This is a genomic window from Aquabacter sediminis (assembly GCF_028863665.1).
GTDB lineage: Bacteria > Pseudomonadota > Alphaproteobacteria > Rhizobiales > Xanthobacteraceae > L1I39.
Genome location: NZ_JARBFX010000004.1, coordinates 392,309 through 411,384, shown reverse-complemented (window position 1 = coordinate 411,384; position 19,076 = coordinate 392,309). Strand labels below are relative to the sequence as shown.

Sequence of the window (19,076 nt, the reverse complement as noted above, 5' to 3'; positions counted from 1 at the left end):
GCGGCGACGTTCCTTGCGCTCCCGGACATAAGGTCCGGGAGCGTCTTTCAAGTCATCAGGATCGCGCCGGAGGGCATGGCCATGCTCAAGGACAAGATCGCCGACGTCTTCAACGAGCCAGGTTGCGACAAGAACCAGGCCAAGGGCGCGAAAGAGCGCAAGAAGGGTTGCTCGAAACCCTTGACGCCCGGCGCGGCCGCGGGCGGTTGCGCCTTCGATGGCGCGAAGATCGTGCTCCAGCCCATCACGGATGTGGCGCATCTTATCCATGCTCCGCTCGCCTGCGAGGGCAACAGCTGGGACAATCGCGGCGCCGGCTCCTCGGGCTCCGATCTGTGGCGGCGCTCCTTCACCACCGACCTCACCGAGCTCGACGTGGTGATGGGCAATGGCGAGAAGAAGCTCTACAAGGCCGTGCGCGAGATCGCGCAACGCTTCAATCCCCCTGCCATCTTCGTCTATTCCACCTGCGTGACGGCGCTGATCGGCGACGACATCGAGGCGGTGTGCAAGGCGGCGTCTGCGAAATATGGGCTGCCCGTTGTGCCGGTGAACGCGCCGGGCTTCGTGGGCTCGAAAAACCTCGGCAACAAGCTCGCCGGCGAGGCCCTGCTCGATCATGTGATCGGCACTTTAGAGCCGGACGATGCCGGCCCCCTCGACATCAATATTCTCGGCGAATTCAATCTTTCCGGCGAGTTCTGGGCGGTGAAGCCGCTGTTCGAGAAGCTCGGCATCCGCATCCGCGCCTGCATTCCGGGCGATGCGCGCTATCACGAAGTGGCCGCCGCCCACACCGCGCGGGCCACCATGATGGAGTGCTCCACCGCGCTCATCAATCTCGCCCGCAAGATGGAAGAGCGCTGGGGCATCCCCTTCTTCGAAGGTTCGTTCTACGGCATCTCCGACACTTCGGAGGCGCTGCGCCAGACCGCGCGCCTGCTGGTGCAGCGCGGCGCCGATGCCGCCCTGCTGGACCGCACCGAGGCACTGATTGCAGAGGAAGAGGCCCGCGCCTGGACCCGGCTGGAGGCATTTCGCCCCCGCCTCCAAGGTAAGCGGGTGCTGCTCAATACGGGTGGCGTGAAGTCCTGGTCGGTGGTGGCCGCGCTGATGGAAATCGGTATCGAGATTGTCGGAACCTCCGTGAAGAAGTCCACGCTGGAGGATAAGGAGCGCATCAAGCAGCTCCTCAAAGACGAAAACCATATGTTCGACAGCATGGCGCCGCGTGATCTCTACGCGATGCTCGCGTCCAACAAGGCGGACATCATGCTCTCCGGCGGGCGCACCCAGTTCATTGCGCTGAAAGCCAAGATGCCCTGGCTCGACATCAACCAGGAACGCCATTTCCCCTATGCGGGCTATGACGGCATGGTGGAGCTGGTGAAGCGCATCGACATCGCCATTTCCAATCCCATGTGGGCCGAGGTGCGCGAGCCCGCCCCCTGGGATGCGCAGGGCAACCTCTTGTCCGGCCCTGGAGGTCCCGTGGGCGAGGGGCTGGGCGAAGGCGGCGGGGAGGATCCCCATTTTCTCGCACACACCCGCAAGAAGTTCGCCGGCGCCGGTGCCGACGACCTGGCCGAATGCTGAGGGCGCCGCCATGACCAGCGTCACGCCCCTCCTGAAGGCCGCCGCCATCAACCCCTTGAAGTCGTCCCCGCCTTTGGGCGCTGCGCTCGCCTATCTCGGCGTGGACGGCGCCATGCCGCTGTTCCACGGCTCGCAGGGGTGCACGTCCTTCGCGCTCGTCCTGCTGGTGCGCCACTTCAAGGAGACCATCCCGCTCCAGACCACCGCCATGGACGAGGTCGCAACCGTGCTGGGTGGTGCGGATCATCTGGAAGAGGCCATCCTCAACCTGAAGACCCGCACCAAGCCGAGCCTCATTGGGGTTTGCACCACCGCCTTGGTGGAGACGCGCGGCGAGGATTTCGCCAGCGACCTCAAGCTCATCCGCGCCCGCAACGCGGAGGCGCTGCAGGGCACCGAGGTGGTGCTCGCCCAGACGCCGGACTTCGAGGGCGCCATGGAGGAAGGCTGGTCCAAGGCCGTCCTGTCCATGGTGGAGGCCCTGGTGCCACACAATGCGGACCGGGTGGTGAGCCTCAACCAGGTGAACATCCTGCCCGGCTGGCACCACACGGTCGCAGACCTCGAATATATCCGCGAGACGGTGGAGGCTTTCGGACTCGATCCCATCATTCTGCCGGACATTTCCGGGTCGCTGGACGGCACGGTGCCCGACCGCTGGGTGCCCACCGCCTATGGCGGCACGCTGGTGCCGGATATCCGCGCCATGGGCCGCTCCGTGCACACCATCGTGCTGGCCGAGCATGTGCGCGGCGCGGCGGCGGCCATCGAGGAACGGGCGGGCGTGCCCTTCACGATGTTCGAGACCTTGACGGGGCTGAAGCCGGCCGATCGCTTCGTAAGCCTGCTCGCCCAGCTCTCCGGCCGGCCTGTGCCCGCCAAGCTCCGGCGCCAGCGCAGCCAGCTCCAGGATGCTTTGCTGGACGGGCACTTCCATTTCGGTGGCCAGAAGATCGCCATCGCCGCCGAGCCGGACCTGCTGTTCGCCCTCTCGACCTTCTTCGTCGGTCTCGGCGCCACGGTGGAGGTGGCGGTCACCACCACGGGTGCCAATCCCATCCTGCGCAAGGTGCCGGCGGCCGAAGTGCTGGTGGGCGACCTGCAGGACCTGGAAGACCGTGCAGGGGGCTGCGACCTCCTCGTCACGCACAGCCATGGCCGGCAGGCGTCCGAGCGGCTGGGCATACCGCTCATGCGAGCCGGCTTTCCCATCTTCGACCGGCTGGGCAGCCAGCACCGGCTGACCATCGGCCATGAAGGCACGCGGAACCTCATCTTTGAGGTGTCCAACATCTTCCAGGCCACCCGGCACGAGCCGACCCCTCAATCCCTGAACCCGTTCCGTGATCGCGGAGAGACCGATGACAGCCACGCGCAGACTGCGGCTCGTTGAGACCGAGGAGCCGGCCGCCCCGCGCACGGGGCCGGCCGTCCGGGTCGCCATCGCCACCCAGGACATGAAGGGCCTGAACGCCCATTTCGGCTCGGCCAAGAAGTTCGCCGTTTATGACGTGACGGTGGATGGCTGGTCCTTCGTGGAGACCGTGGCGTTCGACAATGTCTCGGACGAGGGCGGCAAGCACCAGACCGACGGCGACGACAAGATCACGCCCAAGGTGGAGGCGCTGCGCGGCTGCCATCTCCTGTTCTGCTTGGCTATCGGGGGGCCGTCGGCGGCCAAGGTGGTCACCGCCAAGATCCACCCCATCAAGATCGCCCAGGCCCAGCCCATCGACGTGGTGCTGGAGCGCACGCGCGAGATGCTGGCCGGCTCGCCGCCGCCCTGGCTGCGCAAGGTGCTCGCGGAAGCCGGCGCCGTCGCGCCGAAGCCCTCCTTCATCGATGACGAAGACTGACCAACGAGGAGCATGCCATGACCGACGCCGCTGTGCTTGAAGGGGTCGACGCCGATGGCGCGGCCCTCGCCACGCCCTTCCTGAAATCCCTGGTGCGCCTGATGCGCGCCCAGGACACCTATGGCAGCTGGGAAGGCCGTTCCGACGCCCTGCTGCTGAAGGATTTCATCCTCACCAAGGAACAGCGCCGGCAGATCCCCATCATGGGCGATCCGGACCCGGACGTGCTGTGGCGGGTGGAGATGTTCTACACCGCCGTGGGCCTCGCCATCGAGGCGGAGACCGGGCTCATCGCCAGCCCCATGATGAAGATGAGCCACGAGGGCTTTGGCCGCGTGCTGCTCACCGCCGGCAAACTGGTGGTGCTCTCCAAGCACCTGCGCGACGTGCACCGCTTCGGATTCGAGACCCTGTCCAAGCTGGCGGAGGCCGGCTCCAAGGCGCTCGCGGACGCGGTGGACGCCATCAACACCTATCCCGAAGTCGCCCGCATCTGAGAGGAGGCACCCATGTCTGACGTCGAGACCCTGAAGGCGGAGATCAAGAAGCTCTCCTCCAAATCCGTCACCTGGAAGATGAACCTGCATGACCTGTCCGAGGACCTGCCCACCAACTGGCAGAACATCCTCGAGGTGGCGCAGGAGACCTACGCCACCTTCAAGGCGCTGGACGAGGCCCGCAAGGCCCTCAAAGCCCTTGAATCCCAAGCCGCCTGACGCGGCGGCCCTCAGCAAGGCCTAGCCAGGAAGGGGAACAGCCATGGCCTATACGACGCGCGACGGCAGCGCCTGGACGCCGGACTATCTGGTCGCCATCGACGAGACCACCTGCATCGGCTGCGGCCGCTGCTACAAGGTGTGCTCGCGGGATGTCATGCATCTGTGGGGCGTGGGCGAGGAAAACGCCATGCTCGGCAAGGTGGATGAGGACGACGACGACGATTTCGACGGCGAGCTGGTCCGCAAGGTGATGGTGGTGGACAATGCGGGGGCCTGCATCGGCTGCGGCGCCTGCTCCCGCGTCTGCCCCAAGAATTGCCAGACCCACGTCACCGCCGACAAGATCGCGGCCTGAGGGAGGCGCAGATGGGCCTCTCCCGCCGCTCTCGCTCCGCGCCCGCCCTCTACGGTGCGCTGATGGCCGCGTATGAGGCCGGGGCCGCGTCGGAGCCGGCCACCCGAGAGGTGCGGCGCGGGAGTGAAGCGGACCACAAGGCCACTGAGCCGGCCACCTTTGATGTCGGGTTCGACGCGCACATCTTCGCATCCATCATCGCCATCGCCGCCGCCGAAGCGGATGCGGAGGGTCATGACCTCGCCCGGCATCTGGGCGTGGGTGGTCACGACCTTGAACACGTCTTCGCTCGCTATTTCTCTCCCAGAGCCTTCGTCGCCCTCGCCGTACCCATCGGAGAGGCACAGGCGGGCGAAGAGGAGGAGATACTCGAAGAGATGCTCCGTCATCACGCGCGCACGCCTGAGGGACGCATCCTGGCCGGCATGATCGCACGCCGGGCCATGGAGGCGGATCACCTGTGGCAGGATCTCGGCCTCGCCAATCGCAGCGAGCTGTCCCGCCTGCTGGGCCGCCACTTCCCGCTCCTGGCGGCGGGGAATGTGAACAACATGAAATGGAAGAAGTATTTCTACCGCCGCCTGTGCGAGGCGGAAGGCTTCGTCCTGTGCTCCGCGCCCAGTTGCCGGGATTGCTCAGATTTCGAGGCGTGCTTCGGCGACGAGAGCGGCGAAAGCCGCCTCGCGCAGCGTCGGCGCGCGGCGCAGATCACTCCGCTGCCGCCCGCCGATGTCTTCAGTGGTGCGCCTGGAGGCGCCGCATGACCGGAAGCAGCATCAGGAACACCGCGGCTGCCCCGAAGCCCAGCAGCGCCACCTTCATGTACACATCCGCGCAGGCGGCCGCATAGGTGGCGATGCTCGCGGCTGCCCCTTCCGGCACGGTGGCGAGCGTCCCGATCCAGCCGGCGGCATAAGCGCCGAACGAGGTGGAGAGGAACCAGGCGCCATACATGAGGCCCGTGAGCGAGGGGGGCGAAAGGGCCGAAACCATGGCCAGCCCCACCGGCGACAGGGACAGTTCCCCGCAGGTGAGAAGGAAGATGGCGCCCGCCACCCAGAGCAGGGAGGCCGGCTGGCCCGAGGAGGCCGAATAGGCCGCTCCCGCCACCAGCGCGAAGCATCCGCCAGCGAAGAAGAGACCCAGGAAGAACTTCACCCCAGTGGAGACCGGCTTGCCCCGGGCGGCAAAGGCCGCCCAGATGCGGACGAAGATCGGCGCCAGGACCAGGATCATGAACGGGTTGAAGGAGGTGAACATGGCCGAGGGCATCTCGAAGCCCAGGACATGCCGGTCGATGGCCCGGTCCACCAGAAGCAGCACCGGCCCGTCCTTCTGCTTGAACAGCGCCCAGAAGAAGCTGGCGAACAGGACATAGATCAGGATGGCCACCAAATGCCGGCGATATTCCGGCTCCGACGTGAAGGCGCGGTAGACCACATAGGCATAGGTCAGGCCGCCGCCCACCAGCATCATCAGCTTGGCGCCATCCGGCTCCGCGAGAAGATAGGTGAGGATGGGAACGGCCACGAGCGCCCCGATGATGGTCGGCAGGATGAGGCGCGGGCGCGGGCATTCCAGCGTCTTGGCCGAGTAATGGCGCGTGCCCAGGACGAACACCACCAGGCCGAACGCCATGCCCACGGCGGCGAGACCAAAGCCCAGATGCCAGTCCACCTGCTGGCCCACATAGCCGACGATCAAGGTGGCCAGCAGCGAGCCCACATTGATTCCCATGTAGAAGATGGTGAAACCGCCATCCCGCCGGGGGTCGTCCTCGCCATAGAGCTGGCCGACCACAGCCGAGACCGAGGACTTGAAGAAGCCCGTCCCCACCACCACGAAGGCCATGCCGGCAAACATGGAGAGCGCGCCGAAGGGCAATGCCAGTACGATATGGCCGATCATGATGATGACGCCGCCGACGATCACCGCCCAGCGGAAGCCCAGCACCCGGTCTGCCAAGGCACCGCCAGCAATGGGCGTCAGGAAGACGAAGGCGGCATAGGCGCCATAGGTGAGGCTGGCGCGCGCGTCGCTGAAGCCCAGCACCTTGCTCATATAGAGCACGATGAGGGCCTGCATGCCGTAGAAGCTGAAGCGCTCCCACATCTCGGCCAGAAAAAGGAAGGTCAGGCCCTTGGGCTGACGCACTTCCGTCGCGACTCCGTCGGCGACCCCCACGACACTCATGATGCCCCTCATTCCCCGCCCGTCTCGCGCGGGCACCGTGCGGGGTGCGTTCACCGCCCGCCGCTGCCGCGTGCTCCTGCCCCTGCGCAAGGACGCGAGGGAAGCTGGAGCACGCCCTTTAGCTTCGGGCGCGGAAAGAGGGACTGTCAATCGCCATCGATCAACAGTTTCGCAAAAGGTAGAAGGACTTGCGAGAAATCAGACGGCAGTGGCGGAAAGCGTCACCCTCTCGCCGTCGATCGCGAAGCTCACCGTGATGCCGCAGTCCCGCGCCAAAAGGCCGGCATAGAAGGGCTGCACGGCATGAGCGTCGAGTCCGCCTTCGGGCGCCTCCCCCGCCAGGAGCGGCGGCACCGCCTGGGGAATGCGCGCGCTCACGCCTTCCGTGGTGAGCACGAACCCATTCGCAACGCCGCCTGGCGCCGGGTCCACCTTGATGAGGCCACCGCGCGGGATGGTGGTCCCGGCCAGCAAGGCCAGATTGAGCAGCAACTTGACCCGGTTCTTGGGTTGGAACTCGCGCGGCAGGCTCCATTCGATGCGCGTGCGCGCGTCTTCCATCATACCGCGCACCACGTTCTCGGCGTCGCCGAGGTCAATGGTCGCGCCCGCAGATCCGGCCGCACCGAAAGCCAGGCGCGTAAACTGAAGCCGCGCCGAGGCCTGACGGGCGCTCTTGGCGATGAGTTCCAGGGCGACGTCCCGCATGTCGGCGGAATCATCGTCCTCCAGCACCTCAAGGCCGTTCACGATGGCGCCCACGGGGCTGATCACATCGTGGCACACCCGCGAGCACAGGAGCGCAGCGAGGTCCAAGGCAGAAACGGCGAAGGTCACGGGGGCGTCGGATGCAGGCATGGGGGAGTCCGGCAGAGTTCCAGTCCATGGACGAGGCACACCGGCATGCGGCCTTGAGGCGCACGCCCGCAGGCACCGCGGCGAAAAGCGTTGGGTCTGATAAACCTCCCCCCGCCCTTCCACAAGCCAAGCGGGTCGGACAACTTCCGTTAACCCCACGGCCCCATGCTGGCCACAGACGGTGCTTGAGCGCGCGCCTTTGCGCCACGCCTTGTCCGCGTCACACTGTGGGGACACTGTCCCCTGCCGATTCGCGTCCGCCCGAAGCCCATCGCGAGAGATCCATGCCCTTCCTGACCTCCGCCGTCGCCCGCTTCGCCGCCGCTCTTTTCCTCCTGGCCGCCAGCGCCGCAGGTGCCAGCGCGCAGCAACCGCCCCCGGGGGCGCCCCGGCAACAGCCTGCGCCCTATTCCACCAATGAGTTGGTCAGCAAGGGCCACTCCTTCTTCGGCACCGTCTCCAAGGATCTGGCGCTCGCCATCGAGAAGGCGGTCGGCCAGTGGGGGCAGCCCAACGGCTATATTCTTGGCCAGGAAGGATCCGGCGCGTTTGTCGGCGGCCTGCGCTATGGCGAAGGTGTGCTCTACACCCGCAATGCCGGTGACCTGAAAGTCTTCTGGCAGGGGCCGTCGCTGGGGTGGGACTTTGGCGGCGACGGCGCCCGCACCATGATCCTGGTTTACAACCTGCGGACCGTGGAGGACATCTTCCGGCGCTTCGGCGGCATTTCGGGATCCGCTTACCTGGTCGCGGGCTTCGGTATGACCGCCCTCACCGCAGACAATATCGTGGTGGTGCCCATCCGCTCCGGGGTGGGCGTGCGGCTTGGAGCCAATCTCGGCTATCTGAAGTTCACCCCCGCCGCGACCTGGAACCCCTTCTGACCGCGCCACCGCTGAGCGCAACGGATACCGATTGGCACTCCGGCGGGTGGCGGCGTATGAAGGAGCTTGCGCGAAAGACCCAGCTCAGCCCACCGGCATGGGGCTGGGACTTGGCTCGCGAAGATGCGGCAGAGGGGACCGGAGTGTCGGGCCGCCCTGCCCCGTATGAAGGCATAGGTTCCGCGTGATCGAGCAGGTCATGTTCTTCGTGCTCGGCGTCCTGGTGGCGACGCTTGTGGCTCTCATGGTCCTGCCCGCCATCTGGCACCGGGCGGTTCGCCTCACCACGCGGCGTATCGAGGCGGCGGTGCCCACCTCCATTTTTGAGATTCATGCGGACAAGGACCTCCAGCGGGCCGGCTTCGCCTTGAATCAGCGCCGCCTGGAGATCCAGATCGAAACCTTGCGCGACCAGTTGATGCGAGATGCCCGCACACTGGAAGAACACCGGCTGAAGGCGGTGGAACTCGGGCACACGCTCGCCAGCCGGGAGGTGAACATTGCCGCGCTCCAAGATGAGCGCGATGCGCTGTCCGCGCGCCTTTTGGAAACCCAGCGCACACTGGAAGAGCGGGTGGCCGCCCTCGCAGACACTGCGGTGGCCCTCGCCACGCGGGAGGCTGAACAGCAGCAGATGAAGGCGACCCTGGCCGAACTGCGCCAGTCGCTGGCAACCGAAGAGGAACGCACGACGTCCTTGAGTGCCGCCTTGGTATCGCGCGAGGCAGAAATGGCGCGTCTCTCCGCCCAGCTCCAGGCGCAGGAGCAGGCCGCGACAGAGGCGCGGGAGGCGTTCGCGGCTGCCAACTCCGAGGCGCGCGCGCAACTGGAAGCCGCGCGACAGAAACTTTTGGCAGCTGAGGCCCAGGCTGCCGCCGCGCCGCCTCATGGAAGTGCGCAAGCAGGACCTCGTGACGAGGACCTGGCGCTCGTGCGTGAGCGCCTCGTCGAAATCGCCAGCCGAATTGCTGCGGGTGCGACCTCAACAGAACCTAAGGCCACGGCTCCTGTGCAGCGGATTGAAGCCCAGCCTGTCGCAGACTTGGCTTCGGCCGAGGAGGCCACCCAGCCGCACCGGCAGGCCGCGGCCTCCTGAACCCATTTGCGTCAGCGCAGTGTGGCCGGTTGCTTGACCACGGCTCACGCGAATAAGGCGGGTCCCGTATAGCGGGGAGCTTCAGGCGCCTTCTGTGGCGCGAACCCAGGCCCAGGCGCGACCACAGCCGTCGCAGAAGCGGTCATCAGCAGAGCCATCATCGAAATCATCACCAGACCACGTGCAATCGCAGGCATGGCAAAACTCCCCAAATTTGGCTTCCCAAGCTCAGCTTCGCCCTTGCCTCCTGCCGCAGGGAGGCGTCCTGACCGTCAACGGTTCGTTAACCCTCAGGTTCCCCGGCTTGGGTACCGGCGCGCGAATTTGTGATCATCTGCGGTGAGCCTTGGGACGGCTGAAGTCCCTGGGAGCGGTTACCGCTCCCGGTGAGAGACACACTGCATCGGGTCACCCGATCTGGCGGAGAGCGGCATGATCGACAAGCTGGAATATCTCATTGCCCTCGCCCGCGAGCGGCACTTCGGGCGGGCGGCAGAGGCGTGCGGGGTGACCCAGCCCACGCTATCGGCCGGCATCAAGCAGTTGGAGGACACGCTCGGCGTGCTCCTGGTGCAGCGTGGCTCCCGCTTCATGGGCTTCACGCCGGAAGGGGAGCGGACGCTGGAATGGGCGCGGCGCATCGTGGCGGATTCACGCGCCATGCGTCAGGACATCGACGCCCTGAAGCGCGGCCTCTCCGGCCCCCTTCGCATCGCCGCCATACCCACTGCATTGCCCATGGTGGCAGCGCTGACCACGCCGTTCCGGGCCCGGCATCCGGACGTGCGCTTCACCATCATCTCCCGCACCTCCATCGAGATCCTCAATCACCTGGAGAATCTGGAGATCGATGCAGGCCTGACCTATCTGGACAATGAGCCGCTCGGCCGCGTGAACACCGTGCCTCTTTATCGGGAGCGCTATCGCCTGGTCACTTCACCCAAGGCCAAATATGGCGACCGCGACCAGGTTACCTGGGCCGAGGTAGCTGAATTGCCGCTCTGCCTGCTGACCCCCGACATGCAGAACCGACGCATTGTGGATGGCCTCCTCTCCGCGTCCGGCGGCCCGCCCAAGCCTTCGCTCGAATCCAATTCCATGATCGTGCTGTTCACTCATGTGCGAACCGGACACTGGGCGAGCGTGATGCCGGCCATGTTGGCCGATTCCCTGGGGCTGACCTCCATCGTGCGGTCCATTCCCATTCTTGAGCCGGAAATCACCCACTCCATCGGACTTGTCGTGCCCCACCGGGAGCCAACCACCCCGCTCACAGCGGCGCTTGTGGCCGAAGCCCGCCGGATCGCGCCACGCCTTGAGGCTGCCGTCCTGCCGGACCCCGCCCTCGCCGCATTGCAGCAATAGCCAGCTGCAGGACGCCCCCGCACATAGAGAAGCGCGATTGAAATACAAAATTTCAGCGCCTTCTGGCCTTTCAGCCGCGGCACGAGCCCTTTGACTGCGGGATGAATTATTATAATACCTCCATTTTTAATAGGCATGTTCTATCGCAACATCCCACAGGTCGCTTGATTGGAGTTCTTCTTGTGAGACACTCCTTTGAACGATCTCAAAAAGTGGTCGCGTCATGCGGCCGGGGGAGAGAGCATGCCGACGGCCGGCTACGAACCGTGGAGCGCGGACCGCGCGTCTCAGATCATCGCATCCCACCAGCACATGGCGGGTGCGACCATGCCGATCTTGCACGCCATCCAGGAGGCCTTCGGCTTCGTGCCGGACCCGGTGGTGCCGATGATCGCCGAGACGCTCAACCTGTCGCGGGCGGAGGTTTATGGCGTCGTCACCTTCTATCATGACTTCCGGCGCGAGCCGCCGGGCCGCCATGTCATCAAGCTGTGCGCGGCCGAGGCCTGCCAGGCCATGGGATGCCAGGGCCTCGCAGACTATGCCGAGGAGAAGCTCGGCATCCAGATGGGCGAGACCACGCCGGACGGGCGGGTGACGCTGGAGCCCATCTACTGTCTCGGCCTGTGCGCCTGCGCTCCCTCCGCCTTGATCGACGGCCGCCTCGTGGGGCGCCTTGATCGCGAGACCATCGACGAACTGGTTGCGGAGTCCGGCCGATGAGCGTCGTTCGCATTTTCGTTCCCAACGATGCCGCGGCCGTCGCCTGCGGCGCCGATCGGGTGGCCCGGTCTTTCGCGGACGCATTCGCCGCCCGTGGCACGCTGGTGGACATCGTTCGCAACGGCTCCCGTGGCCTGTTCTGGCTGGAGCCGCTGGTGGAGGTGGAGACGCCCGCCGGCCGCGTCGGCTACGGCCCGGTGAAGGCCTCCGACGTGGAGGGCCTGCTCGCCGCCGGCATGCTGGATGGGGGCCCCCATCCGCTCTGCGTCGGCCTGGTGGAGGAAATCCCCTATCTCAAGCGCCAGACGCGCCTCACCTTCGCCCGCTGCGGCATTATCGATCCGCTGTCGCTGACCGACTATCGCGCCCATGGCGGATACAAGGGCCTGGAGCGGGCCCTCACGCTTGGCCCGGCGGCCATCGTCGAGGAAGTGTTCCAGAGCGGCCTGCGGGGTCGCGGCGGCGCAGGCTTTCCGACCGGCATCAAATGGCGCACGGTCGCGGCCACCCAGGCGGACCAGAAATACATCGTCTGCAATGCGGACGAGGGCGACAGCGGCACCTTCGCCGACCGCCTCATCATGGAGGCCGACCCGTTCTGCCTCATTGAGGGCATGACCATTGCGGGCATCGCCGTCGGGGCCACCAAGGGCTATGTCTATTGCCGCTCGGAATATCCGCTCTCCATCCTGGTGATGGAGAAGGCGATCACCAAGGCGCGTCAAGCCGGGCTGCTCGGCAAGAACGTGGCCGGCTCCTCCTACGACTTCGACGTGGAAATGCGCATGGGCGCCGGCGCCTATGTGTGCGGCGAGGAAACGGCGCTGCTGGATAGCCTGGAGGGCAAGCGCGGCGTAGTGCGCGCAAAACCGCCCCTGCCGGCGCTCAAGGGCCTGTTCGGCCGCCCCACCGTCATCAATAACCTGATCTCGCTGGCCACCGTCCCCGTCATCCTCGACAAGGGCGGCAATTTCTACCGCGACTTCGGCATGGGCCGCTCGCGGGGCACCATGCCCATCCAGCTCGCCGGCAACATCAAATATGGCGGCCTGTTCGAGACCGCCTTCGGCATTTCGCTGGGCGAATTGGTGAATGACATCGGCGGCGGTACCGCCTCCGGCCGCCCGGTGAAGGCGGTGCAGGCGGGCGGACCGCTCGGCGCCTATCTGCCGGTCTCCCAGTTCGACACGCCCTTCGACTATGAGGCGTTCGCGGCCAAGGACGCTCTCATCGGCCATGGCGGCATCGTGGTGTTCGACGACACCGTTGACATGGCCCACATGGCGCGCTTCGCCATGGAATTCTGCGCCCATGAAAGCTGCGGCAAGTGCACCCCCTGCCGCATCGGCTCCACGCGCGGCGTGGAGACCTTGGACAAGATCATCGCCGGCCAGCGGCGCGAGGCCAATCTCGCCATCCTGACCGACCTTTGCCAGACCATGAAGCTCGGCTCGCTCTGCGCCCTTGGGGGCTTCACGCCCTATCCGGTGATCAGCGCGCTGACCCACTTCCCCGAAGATTTCGGAGCGGCGCCCAAGCTGCCCGCAGCCGCCGAATAGGAGGAACGCCATGTCCCTCGTGCACGAAATCGATTACGGCACCCCGGCCTCCAAGTCGCAAAAGCTTGTCTCCCTCGTCATTGACGGGATGACGGTGGAGGTGCCCGAGGGCACGTCCATCATGCGCGCGGCCATGGAGGTGGGGAACCAGATTCCCAAGCTCTGCGCCACGGACATGCTGGATGCGTTCGGCTCCTGCCGGCTCTGCCTGGTGGAGATCGAGGGCCGCGCCGGCACGCCCGCCTCCTGCACCACCCCGGTGATGGACGGCATGGTGGTGAAGACCCAGACCGAGCGGCTGAAGCAGATCCGCAAGGGGGTGATGGAGCTCTTTATCTCCGACCATCCGCTGGACTGCCTGACCTGCTCGGCCAATGGCGACTGCGAATTGCAGGACATGGCCGGCGTGGTGGGTCTGCGCGAGGTCCGCTACGGCTATGAGGGGGAAAACCACACCAAGCTCGGCAAGGACGAGTCAAACCCCTATTTCACCTATGAGCAGTCGAAGTGCATCGTCTGCAATCGCTGCGTGCGCGCCTGCGAGGAAGTGCAGGGCACGTTCGCGCTCACCATTTCCGGCCGCGGCTTCGGCTCGCGCGTTTCGCCCGGCATGGACGAGCCGTTCCTGTCCTCCGAGTGCGTGTCCTGCGGCGCCTGCGTGCAGGCCTGCCCAACGGCCACGCTCAATGAGAAGGCTATGTTCGAGATCGGCACCCCCGAGCATTCGGTGGTGACCACCTGCGCTTATTGCGGCGTGGGCTGCGCCTTCAAGGCCGAAATGCGCGGCGATGAATTGGTGCGCATGGTGCCCTACAAGGACGGCAAGGCGAACCGGGGCCATAGCTGCGTGAAGGGCCGCTTCGCCTATGGCTATGCCACCCACCAGGACCGCATCCTGAAGCCCATGATCCGCGCCTCCATCCACGAGCCGTGGAAGGAAGTGAGCTACGAGGAGGCGATCGCTTACGCCGCCTCCGAATTCAAGCGCATCCAGGCGAAATATGGCCGCCGTTCGGTGGGCGGCATCACCTCCTCGCGCTGCACCAATGAGGAGACTTATCTGGTCCAGAAGCTGATTCGTGGTGCCTTCGGCAATAACAACGTGGACACCTGCGCCCGCGTCTGCCACTCGCCCACCGGCTATGGCCTCTCCCAGACCTATGGCACCTCGGCGGGCACGCAGGACTTCGATTCCGTCGAGGCGAGCGACGTCGTGCTCATCATTGGCGCCAATCCCACCGATGGCCACCCGGTGTTCGGCTCGCGCCTCAAGAAGCGGCTGCGCCAGGGTGCCAAGCTCATCGTGGTGGATCCCCGCCGCACCGACATCGTCCGCTCACCCCATGTGGAGGCCTCGTACCATCTGGCGCTGCGCCCCGGCACGAACGTCGCCATCGTCACCGCGCTCGCCCACGTGGTGGTGACAGAGGGTCTGGTGAACGAGGCCTTCGTTCGCGAGCGCTGCGACTGGGACGACTTCCAGGAATGGGCGGCCTTCGTCGCCGACCCCCGCCACAGCCCGGAAGAGGTGGAAAAATATACCGGCGTGAAGGCCGAGGACGTGCGCGGCGCCGCGCGCCTCTATGCCACCGGCGGCAACGGGGCCATCTATTACGGCCTGGGCGTCACCGAGCATTCCCAGGGCTCCACCACCGTCATGGCCATCGCAAACCTCGCCATGGCCACCGGCAATATCGGCCGCGACGGCGTGGGCGTGAACCCGCTGCGGGGCCAGAACAATGTGCAGGGCTCCTGCGACATGGGCTCGTTCCCCCACGAGCTGCCGGGCTATCGCCACATCTCCGACGACGCCACCCGCGCCTCCTTCGAAGCGCTGTGGGGCGTGACGCTGGATGACGAGCCGGGCCTGCGCATACCCAACATGTTCGACGCGGCCGTGGATGGCACCTTCAAGGGCATGTATGTGCAGGGTGAGGACATCCTCCAGTCCGACCCCGACACCAAGCATGTCTCCGCCGGTCTTGGCGCGCTGGAATGCCTGGTGGTGCAGGACATCTTCCTGAACGAGACCGCCAACTACGCCCACGTCTTCCTGCCGGGCTGCACCTTCCTGGAGAAGGACGGCACCTTCACCAATGCGGAACGCCGCATCCAGCGGGTGCGCAAGGTCATGGCCCCCAAGAACGGCTATGCGGACTGGGAAGTCACCCTCATGCTTGCCAAGGCATTGGGCTATGAGATGGACTATGCCCATCCCAGCGAGATCATGGACGAGATTGCCCGCCTGACGCCCACTTTCACGGGCGTGTCCTACAAGAAGCTGGACGAGGTGGGCTCGGTGCAGTGGCCCTGTAATGAGAAGGCGCCGGAAGGTACGCCCATCATGCATATCGGTGGCTTCGTGCGCGGCAAGGGCAAGTTCATGCTCACCGAGTACGTCCCGACCGACGAGAAGACTGGACCGCGCTTCCCGCTGCTGCTGACCACCGGCCGCATCCTCAGCCAGTACAATGTGGGTGCCCAGACCCGGCGCACCGCCAATGTGGCCTGGCATGCGGAAGACGTGCTGGAAATTCACCCGCACGACGCGGAAAACCGCGGCATCCGCGACGGCGACTTCGTGCGGCTGGAAAGCCGGGCGGGCGCCACTTCGCTGCGGGCGATCATTTCCGAGCGCATTCCGGCTGGCGTGGTTTACACCACCTTCCACCATCCCGTGACGCAGGCGAACGTAGTGACCACCGAATATTCGGACTGGGCCACGAACTGCCCGGAATACAAGGTCACGGCGGTGCAGGTCGCGCCCTCCAACGGACCGAGCCAGTGGCAGGAAGAGTATGAGAAGTTGTCCCGCGAAAGCCGTCGCATCGCCGAAGCGGCGGAGTGAGGGCGGGCGGTGTCTTCACGTCCGGAACAGATGAAGCGGGACCGGGCCTTTGCCCGGCTCCGCTTGAAGTTCGCGGGCGGGCGCACGACCTTGGAAGGGTTCGCGCGCACGAGGACCGGCCATGTCTGACCACCCGATCATTCCCGACTTTCCAGAACCGGTGCGCCGCGTCGCCCGCGCCGCATGGCGCAATGGGGTCGAGGCTGAAGGCGAACGGGCAGTGCCCGAGGAGACGCCGGTGGCGCTCACCTATAACGGCACCACCCAGGCGGTGATGATGGCGAGCCCGCAGGATATTGCGGACTTCGCGCTGGGCTTCTCACTCACCGAAGGCATCATCGCCCAGGCCGGCGACATTCTCTCCCTCGACGTGATCGCGGTGAAGGATGGCATTGAGGCCCGCATGTGGATCGCCGAAGAGAAGATGCGCGTGCTCTCCGCCCGCCGTCGCCATATGGCGGGGCCGACCGGTTGTGGCCTGTGCGGCGTGGAGAGCCTTGCCGAGGCGATCCGTCCGGCCGCCCATGTGACCACGCAAGCCCGCTTCTCGCCCAGCGAGCTGCTGGCGGCGATGGCCCTTCTCTCGCCGGCCCAGGCCCTGAACCGGGAAACCCGCGCCGTCCACGCGGCCGGTTATTTCGAGCCGGAGCGGGGCCTTCTGGCGGTGTGCGAGGATGTGGGCCGCCACAACGCCCTCGACAAGCTGGTGGGCAAGGTTGCGCGCCTTCAGGCTTCTCCTTCCCGTGGCCTGCTTCTGCTCACCAGCCGCGTCTCCATCGAGATGGTCCAGAAGGCGGCGGTGCTCGGCGTCGGCGTCATCGCGGCGGTCTCGGCACCCACCTCCCTCGCCGTGCACACCGCCGCACGGGCGGGCATTACCCTCTGCGCCATCGTCCGGGACGATGGCTTTGAAGTCTTCACCCACCCGGACCGCATCGGCACCGGGCCATCCGCAGGGCAAGCCCATGTCGCATAGCACCACCGACCGACTGGTCTATATGGCCAACCAGATCGCCACATTCTTCGCCACCCAGCCCCATGCGGAAGCGGTGGAGGGCACGCGGACGCATATCCGCAAGTTCTGGGACCCGCGCATGCGCGAGAAGATCGCCGAACACATGGCCCATGGCGGAGAGGGCCTGTCCCCCATCGCCAAGGAGGCGCTGGAGGGCCTGACGCCTGTGAAGGCCTGACTGCGCAGCCCGATCATTTATCCCCGTCACGCCGCCGGATGCTGCCGCATTCGGCGGCGTCGTCATTTCGGGACAGGCGGGGGGCGCAATCGTGGCAGCAGACCACACGCGGTGCACGCCAAGGCATCAAGTGACGCGATTTTGCGCATCCTTTTTGCACCGACCCAGGCAGATTAAATTTTAAGCATATTATTTTACTTATATAAAACAAGTACTTAATTAAAACGCTGCACTTGGCACAACTCTTGAAAGAGAGGATGCGTGTGCGGTCGACGCTGATCGCGCCATTCCATTCGTCCCAAAGGCGGGACCCGCAGCAGAGCCGCTGACACCGATGGCCGCAGGCCGTCGTGATGTCTGCGGCTTTTTTCGTTTCTGGCCCGCCTTTTTCGCCGACCACAGGGGAACAGAATGACCGACGCGCCGTCCAACAAGTCCGATCCGAGCGTTCCTGCTGCCGTTCCCGCCACGGGGGAACCCGCCCAGTTGTCGCGGCGCTCCCTGCTCAAGGGCAGCGCCGCCGCGCTCGGCACCGCCGCCTTGTTCGACGCCGTCCGCATGGCCTTCCCGGGCGGCGTGCCCTCGGCTTATGCCAGCGAAGCACCGGAAACCAACAAGGCCGTGCTGGGCTTCATTGCCCTGACCGATGCGGCGCCACTCTTCGTGGCCAAGGAAAAGGGCATTTTCGACAAATACGGCATGACCGACGTGACGGTCGCCAAGCAGGCCTCTTGGGGCACCACGCGCGACAACATCGTGCTGGGCTCGGAAGGCAACGGCATCGACGGGGCCCACATCCTCACCCCCATGCCGTACCTCATCTCGGCCGGCAAGGTGACGCAGAACAACGTCCCCACGCCCATGTACATCCTCGCCCGCCTCAACGTGAACGGACAGTGCATCTCGGTCGGCCAGGAATATCTCGACCTGAAGGTCGGCCTCGACACGGCGCCCTTTAAGGTCGCGCTGGAGAAGAAGAAGGCGTCCGGGAAGGCGGTGAAGGCCGCCATGACCTTTCCCGGCGGCACCCATGATTTGTGGATCCGATACTGGCTCGCCGCCGGCGGGATCGATCCGGACAAGGACATCGAGACCATCGTCGTCCCGCCGGCCCAGATGGTGGCCAATATGAAGGTGGGCACCATGGACTGTTTCTGCGTGTGCGAGCCGTGGAACGAGCAGCTCATCCACCAGAAGATCGGCTACACCGCCCTGACCACCGGCGAGATGTGGAAGGACCATCCCGAAAAGGCCTTCGGGATGCGCGCCGCCTATGTGGATAAGAATCCCAAGGCCTCCATGGCGCTGCTGAAGGCGGTGATGGAAGCGCAGATGTGGTGCGACAAGATGGAGAACCGGGCGGAAGTGGCCGCCATCTGTGCCAAGCGGCAATGGATCAATGTGCCCGTGGCGGATGTCACCGACCGCATGCTGGGCAAGTTCGACTACGGCACCGGCCGGGTTGTCGAGAAAAGCCCGGTGATGATGAAGTATTGGGAAGACTATGCCTCCTACCCCTTCCAGAGCCACGATTTGTGGTTCATCACGGAAGACCAGCGCTGGGGCAAGTTCGAACCCGATTACGATGCCAAGGCGCTCATCTCCAAGGTGAACCGCGAGGACATGTGGCGCGATGCCGCCAAGGCGCTGAACGTCTCGTCGAGCGCGGTGCCCACATCCACCTCGCGCGGCAAGGAGACCTTCTACGACGGCAAGGTCTTCGATCCGGCCAATCCGTCCGCTTATCTCGCCAGCCTCGGCATCAAGCGCATCGCCTGACAAAGCCGGCCGCCCCGCCGCGGGCGGCCGCCCCCTTTCCATCAGGAGACCG

18 protein-coding genes are annotated in these 19,076 nt (G+C 65.6%); 16 read left to right on the top strand and 2 right to left on the bottom strand.

Going from position 1 to position 19,076, the window contains the following annotated elements:
* The first annotated feature begins 75 nt into the window (after positions 1 to 75).
* Genes nifE through PV781_RS10220 form a run of 7 tightly spaced genes read left to right on the top strand, consistent with a single transcriptional unit; the run spans position 76 to position 5,290 of the window.
* On the top strand, positions 76 to 1,596 hold the full coding sequence (nifE, locus tag PV781_RS10250; protein WP_274775523.1) for a nitrogenase iron-molybdenum cofactor biosynthesis protein NifE: 1,521 nt from the start codon (positions 76 to 78) through the stop codon (positions 1,594 to 1,596).
* Between the two features lie 10 nt (positions 1,597 to 1,606).
* A complete protein-coding gene (gene nifN, locus PV781_RS10245; RefSeq protein ID WP_274775522.1) occupies positions 1,607 to 2,989 on the top strand; it encodes a nitrogenase iron-molybdenum cofactor biosynthesis protein NifN in 1,383 nt (460 codons plus the stop codon).
* The gene (nifX, locus tag PV781_RS10240; RefSeq protein ID WP_274775521.1) at positions 2,958 to 3,452 is read left to right on the top strand and encodes a nitrogen fixation protein NifX; all 495 of its coding nucleotides are present in this window, start codon (positions 2,958 to 2,960) and stop codon (positions 3,450 to 3,452) included. The genes nifN and nifX overlap by 32 nt, the downstream gene beginning before the upstream one ends.
* Positions 3,453 to 3,469: 17 nt before the next feature.
* Positions 3,470 to 3,949 (top strand): NifX-associated nitrogen fixation protein, encoded by a 480-nt coding sequence (locus PV781_RS10235; protein ID WP_209103571.1) that lies wholly within the window; start codon positions 3,470 to 3,472, stop codon positions 3,947 to 3,949.
* A 12-nt stretch (positions 3,950 to 3,961) separates the two neighbouring features.
* Positions 3,962 to 4,168: a CCE_0567 family metalloprotein gene (locus PV781_RS10230; RefSeq protein WP_274775520.1), complete on the top strand. Its 207-nt coding sequence runs from the start codon at positions 3,962 to 3,964 to the stop codon at positions 4,166 to 4,168.
* Positions 4,169 to 4,211: 43 nt separating this feature from the next.
* Complete coding sequence (gene fdxB / locus PV781_RS10225; protein ID WP_209103573.1) at positions 4,212 to 4,526, top strand: ferredoxin III, nif-specific; 315 nt, start codon at positions 4,212 to 4,214, stop codon at positions 4,524 to 4,526.
* Positions 4,527 to 4,537: 11 nt separating this feature from the next.
* Complete coding sequence (locus tag PV781_RS10220) at positions 4,538 to 5,290, top strand: nitrogen fixation protein NifQ (protein ID WP_274775519.1); 753 nt, start codon at positions 4,538 to 4,540, stop codon at positions 5,288 to 5,290.
* Here PV781_RS10220 and PV781_RS10215 read toward each other — a convergent pair.
* Together PV781_RS10215 and chpT are read right to left on the bottom strand one after the other, a co-directional pair.
* Positions 5,262 to 6,719: a peptide MFS transporter gene (locus PV781_RS10215; protein ID WP_274775518.1), complete on the bottom strand. Its 1,458-nt coding sequence runs from the start codon at positions 6,717 to 6,719 to the stop codon at positions 5,262 to 5,264. The two genes, PV781_RS10220 and PV781_RS10215, sit on opposite strands and share 29 nt — an antisense overlap.
* A 198-nt stretch (positions 6,720 to 6,917) precedes the next feature.
* Positions 6,918 to 7,577: a histidine phosphotransferase ChpT gene (gene chpT, locus PV781_RS10210; protein WP_274775517.1), complete on the bottom strand. Its 660-nt coding sequence runs from the start codon at positions 7,575 to 7,577 to the stop codon at positions 6,918 to 6,920.
* Positions 7,578 to 7,870: 293 nt separating this feature from the next.
* Between chpT and PV781_RS10205 the strand changes: the two genes are divergently transcribed.
* The 9 genes from PV781_RS10205 to PV781_RS10165 all read left to right on the top strand — a co-directional run bounded on the left by PV781_RS10205 (position 7,871) and on the right by PV781_RS10165 (position 19,024).
* Positions 7,871 to 8,461, top strand: a complete 591-nt coding sequence (locus PV781_RS10205) for a DUF1134 domain-containing protein (protein WP_425532389.1) — start codon at positions 7,871 to 7,873, stop codon at positions 8,459 to 8,461.
* Between the two features lie 184 nt (positions 8,462 to 8,645).
* On the top strand, positions 8,646 to 9,557 hold the full coding sequence (locus PV781_RS10200) for a coiled-coil domain-containing protein (protein ID WP_274775515.1): 912 nt from the start codon (positions 8,646 to 8,648) through the stop codon (positions 9,555 to 9,557).
* 432 nt (positions 9,558 to 9,989) lie between these two features.
* Entirely contained in the window at positions 9,990 to 10,922 is a 933-nt protein-coding gene (locus PV781_RS10195) for a LysR family transcriptional regulator (protein WP_274775514.1), read from the top strand.
* 243 nt (positions 10,923 to 11,165) lie between these two features.
* Entirely contained in the window at positions 11,166 to 11,645 is a 480-nt protein-coding gene (locus tag PV781_RS10190; RefSeq protein ID WP_274775513.1) for a formate dehydrogenase subunit gamma, read from the top strand.
* A complete protein-coding gene (locus PV781_RS10185; RefSeq protein WP_274775512.1) occupies positions 11,642 to 13,204 on the top strand; it encodes a formate dehydrogenase beta subunit in 1,563 nt (520 codons plus the stop codon). The genes PV781_RS10190 and PV781_RS10185 overlap by 4 nt, the downstream gene beginning before the upstream one ends.
* A 10-nt stretch (positions 13,205 to 13,214) precedes the next feature.
* Positions 13,215 to 16,052 (top strand): formate dehydrogenase subunit alpha, encoded by a 2,838-nt coding sequence (fdhF, locus tag PV781_RS10180; protein ID WP_274775511.1) that lies wholly within the window; start codon positions 13,215 to 13,217, stop codon positions 16,050 to 16,052.
* Positions 16,053 to 16,173: 121 nt separating this feature from the next.
* The gene (gene fdhD, locus PV781_RS10175) at positions 16,174 to 17,028 is read left to right on the top strand and encodes a formate dehydrogenase accessory sulfurtransferase FdhD (RefSeq protein WP_274775510.1); all 855 of its coding nucleotides are present in this window, start codon (positions 16,174 to 16,176) and stop codon (positions 17,026 to 17,028) included.
* Entirely contained in the window at positions 17,018 to 17,245 is a 228-nt protein-coding gene (locus tag PV781_RS10170) for a formate dehydrogenase subunit delta (protein WP_274775509.1), read from the top strand. The genes fdhD and PV781_RS10170 overlap by 11 nt, the downstream gene beginning before the upstream one ends.
* A gap of 411 nt (positions 17,246 to 17,656) precedes the next feature.
* A complete protein-coding gene (locus PV781_RS10165; RefSeq protein ID WP_274775508.1) occupies positions 17,657 to 19,024 on the top strand; it encodes a CmpA/NrtA family ABC transporter substrate-binding protein in 1,368 nt (455 codons plus the stop codon).
* Positions 19,025 to 19,076: the final 52 nt, after the last annotated feature.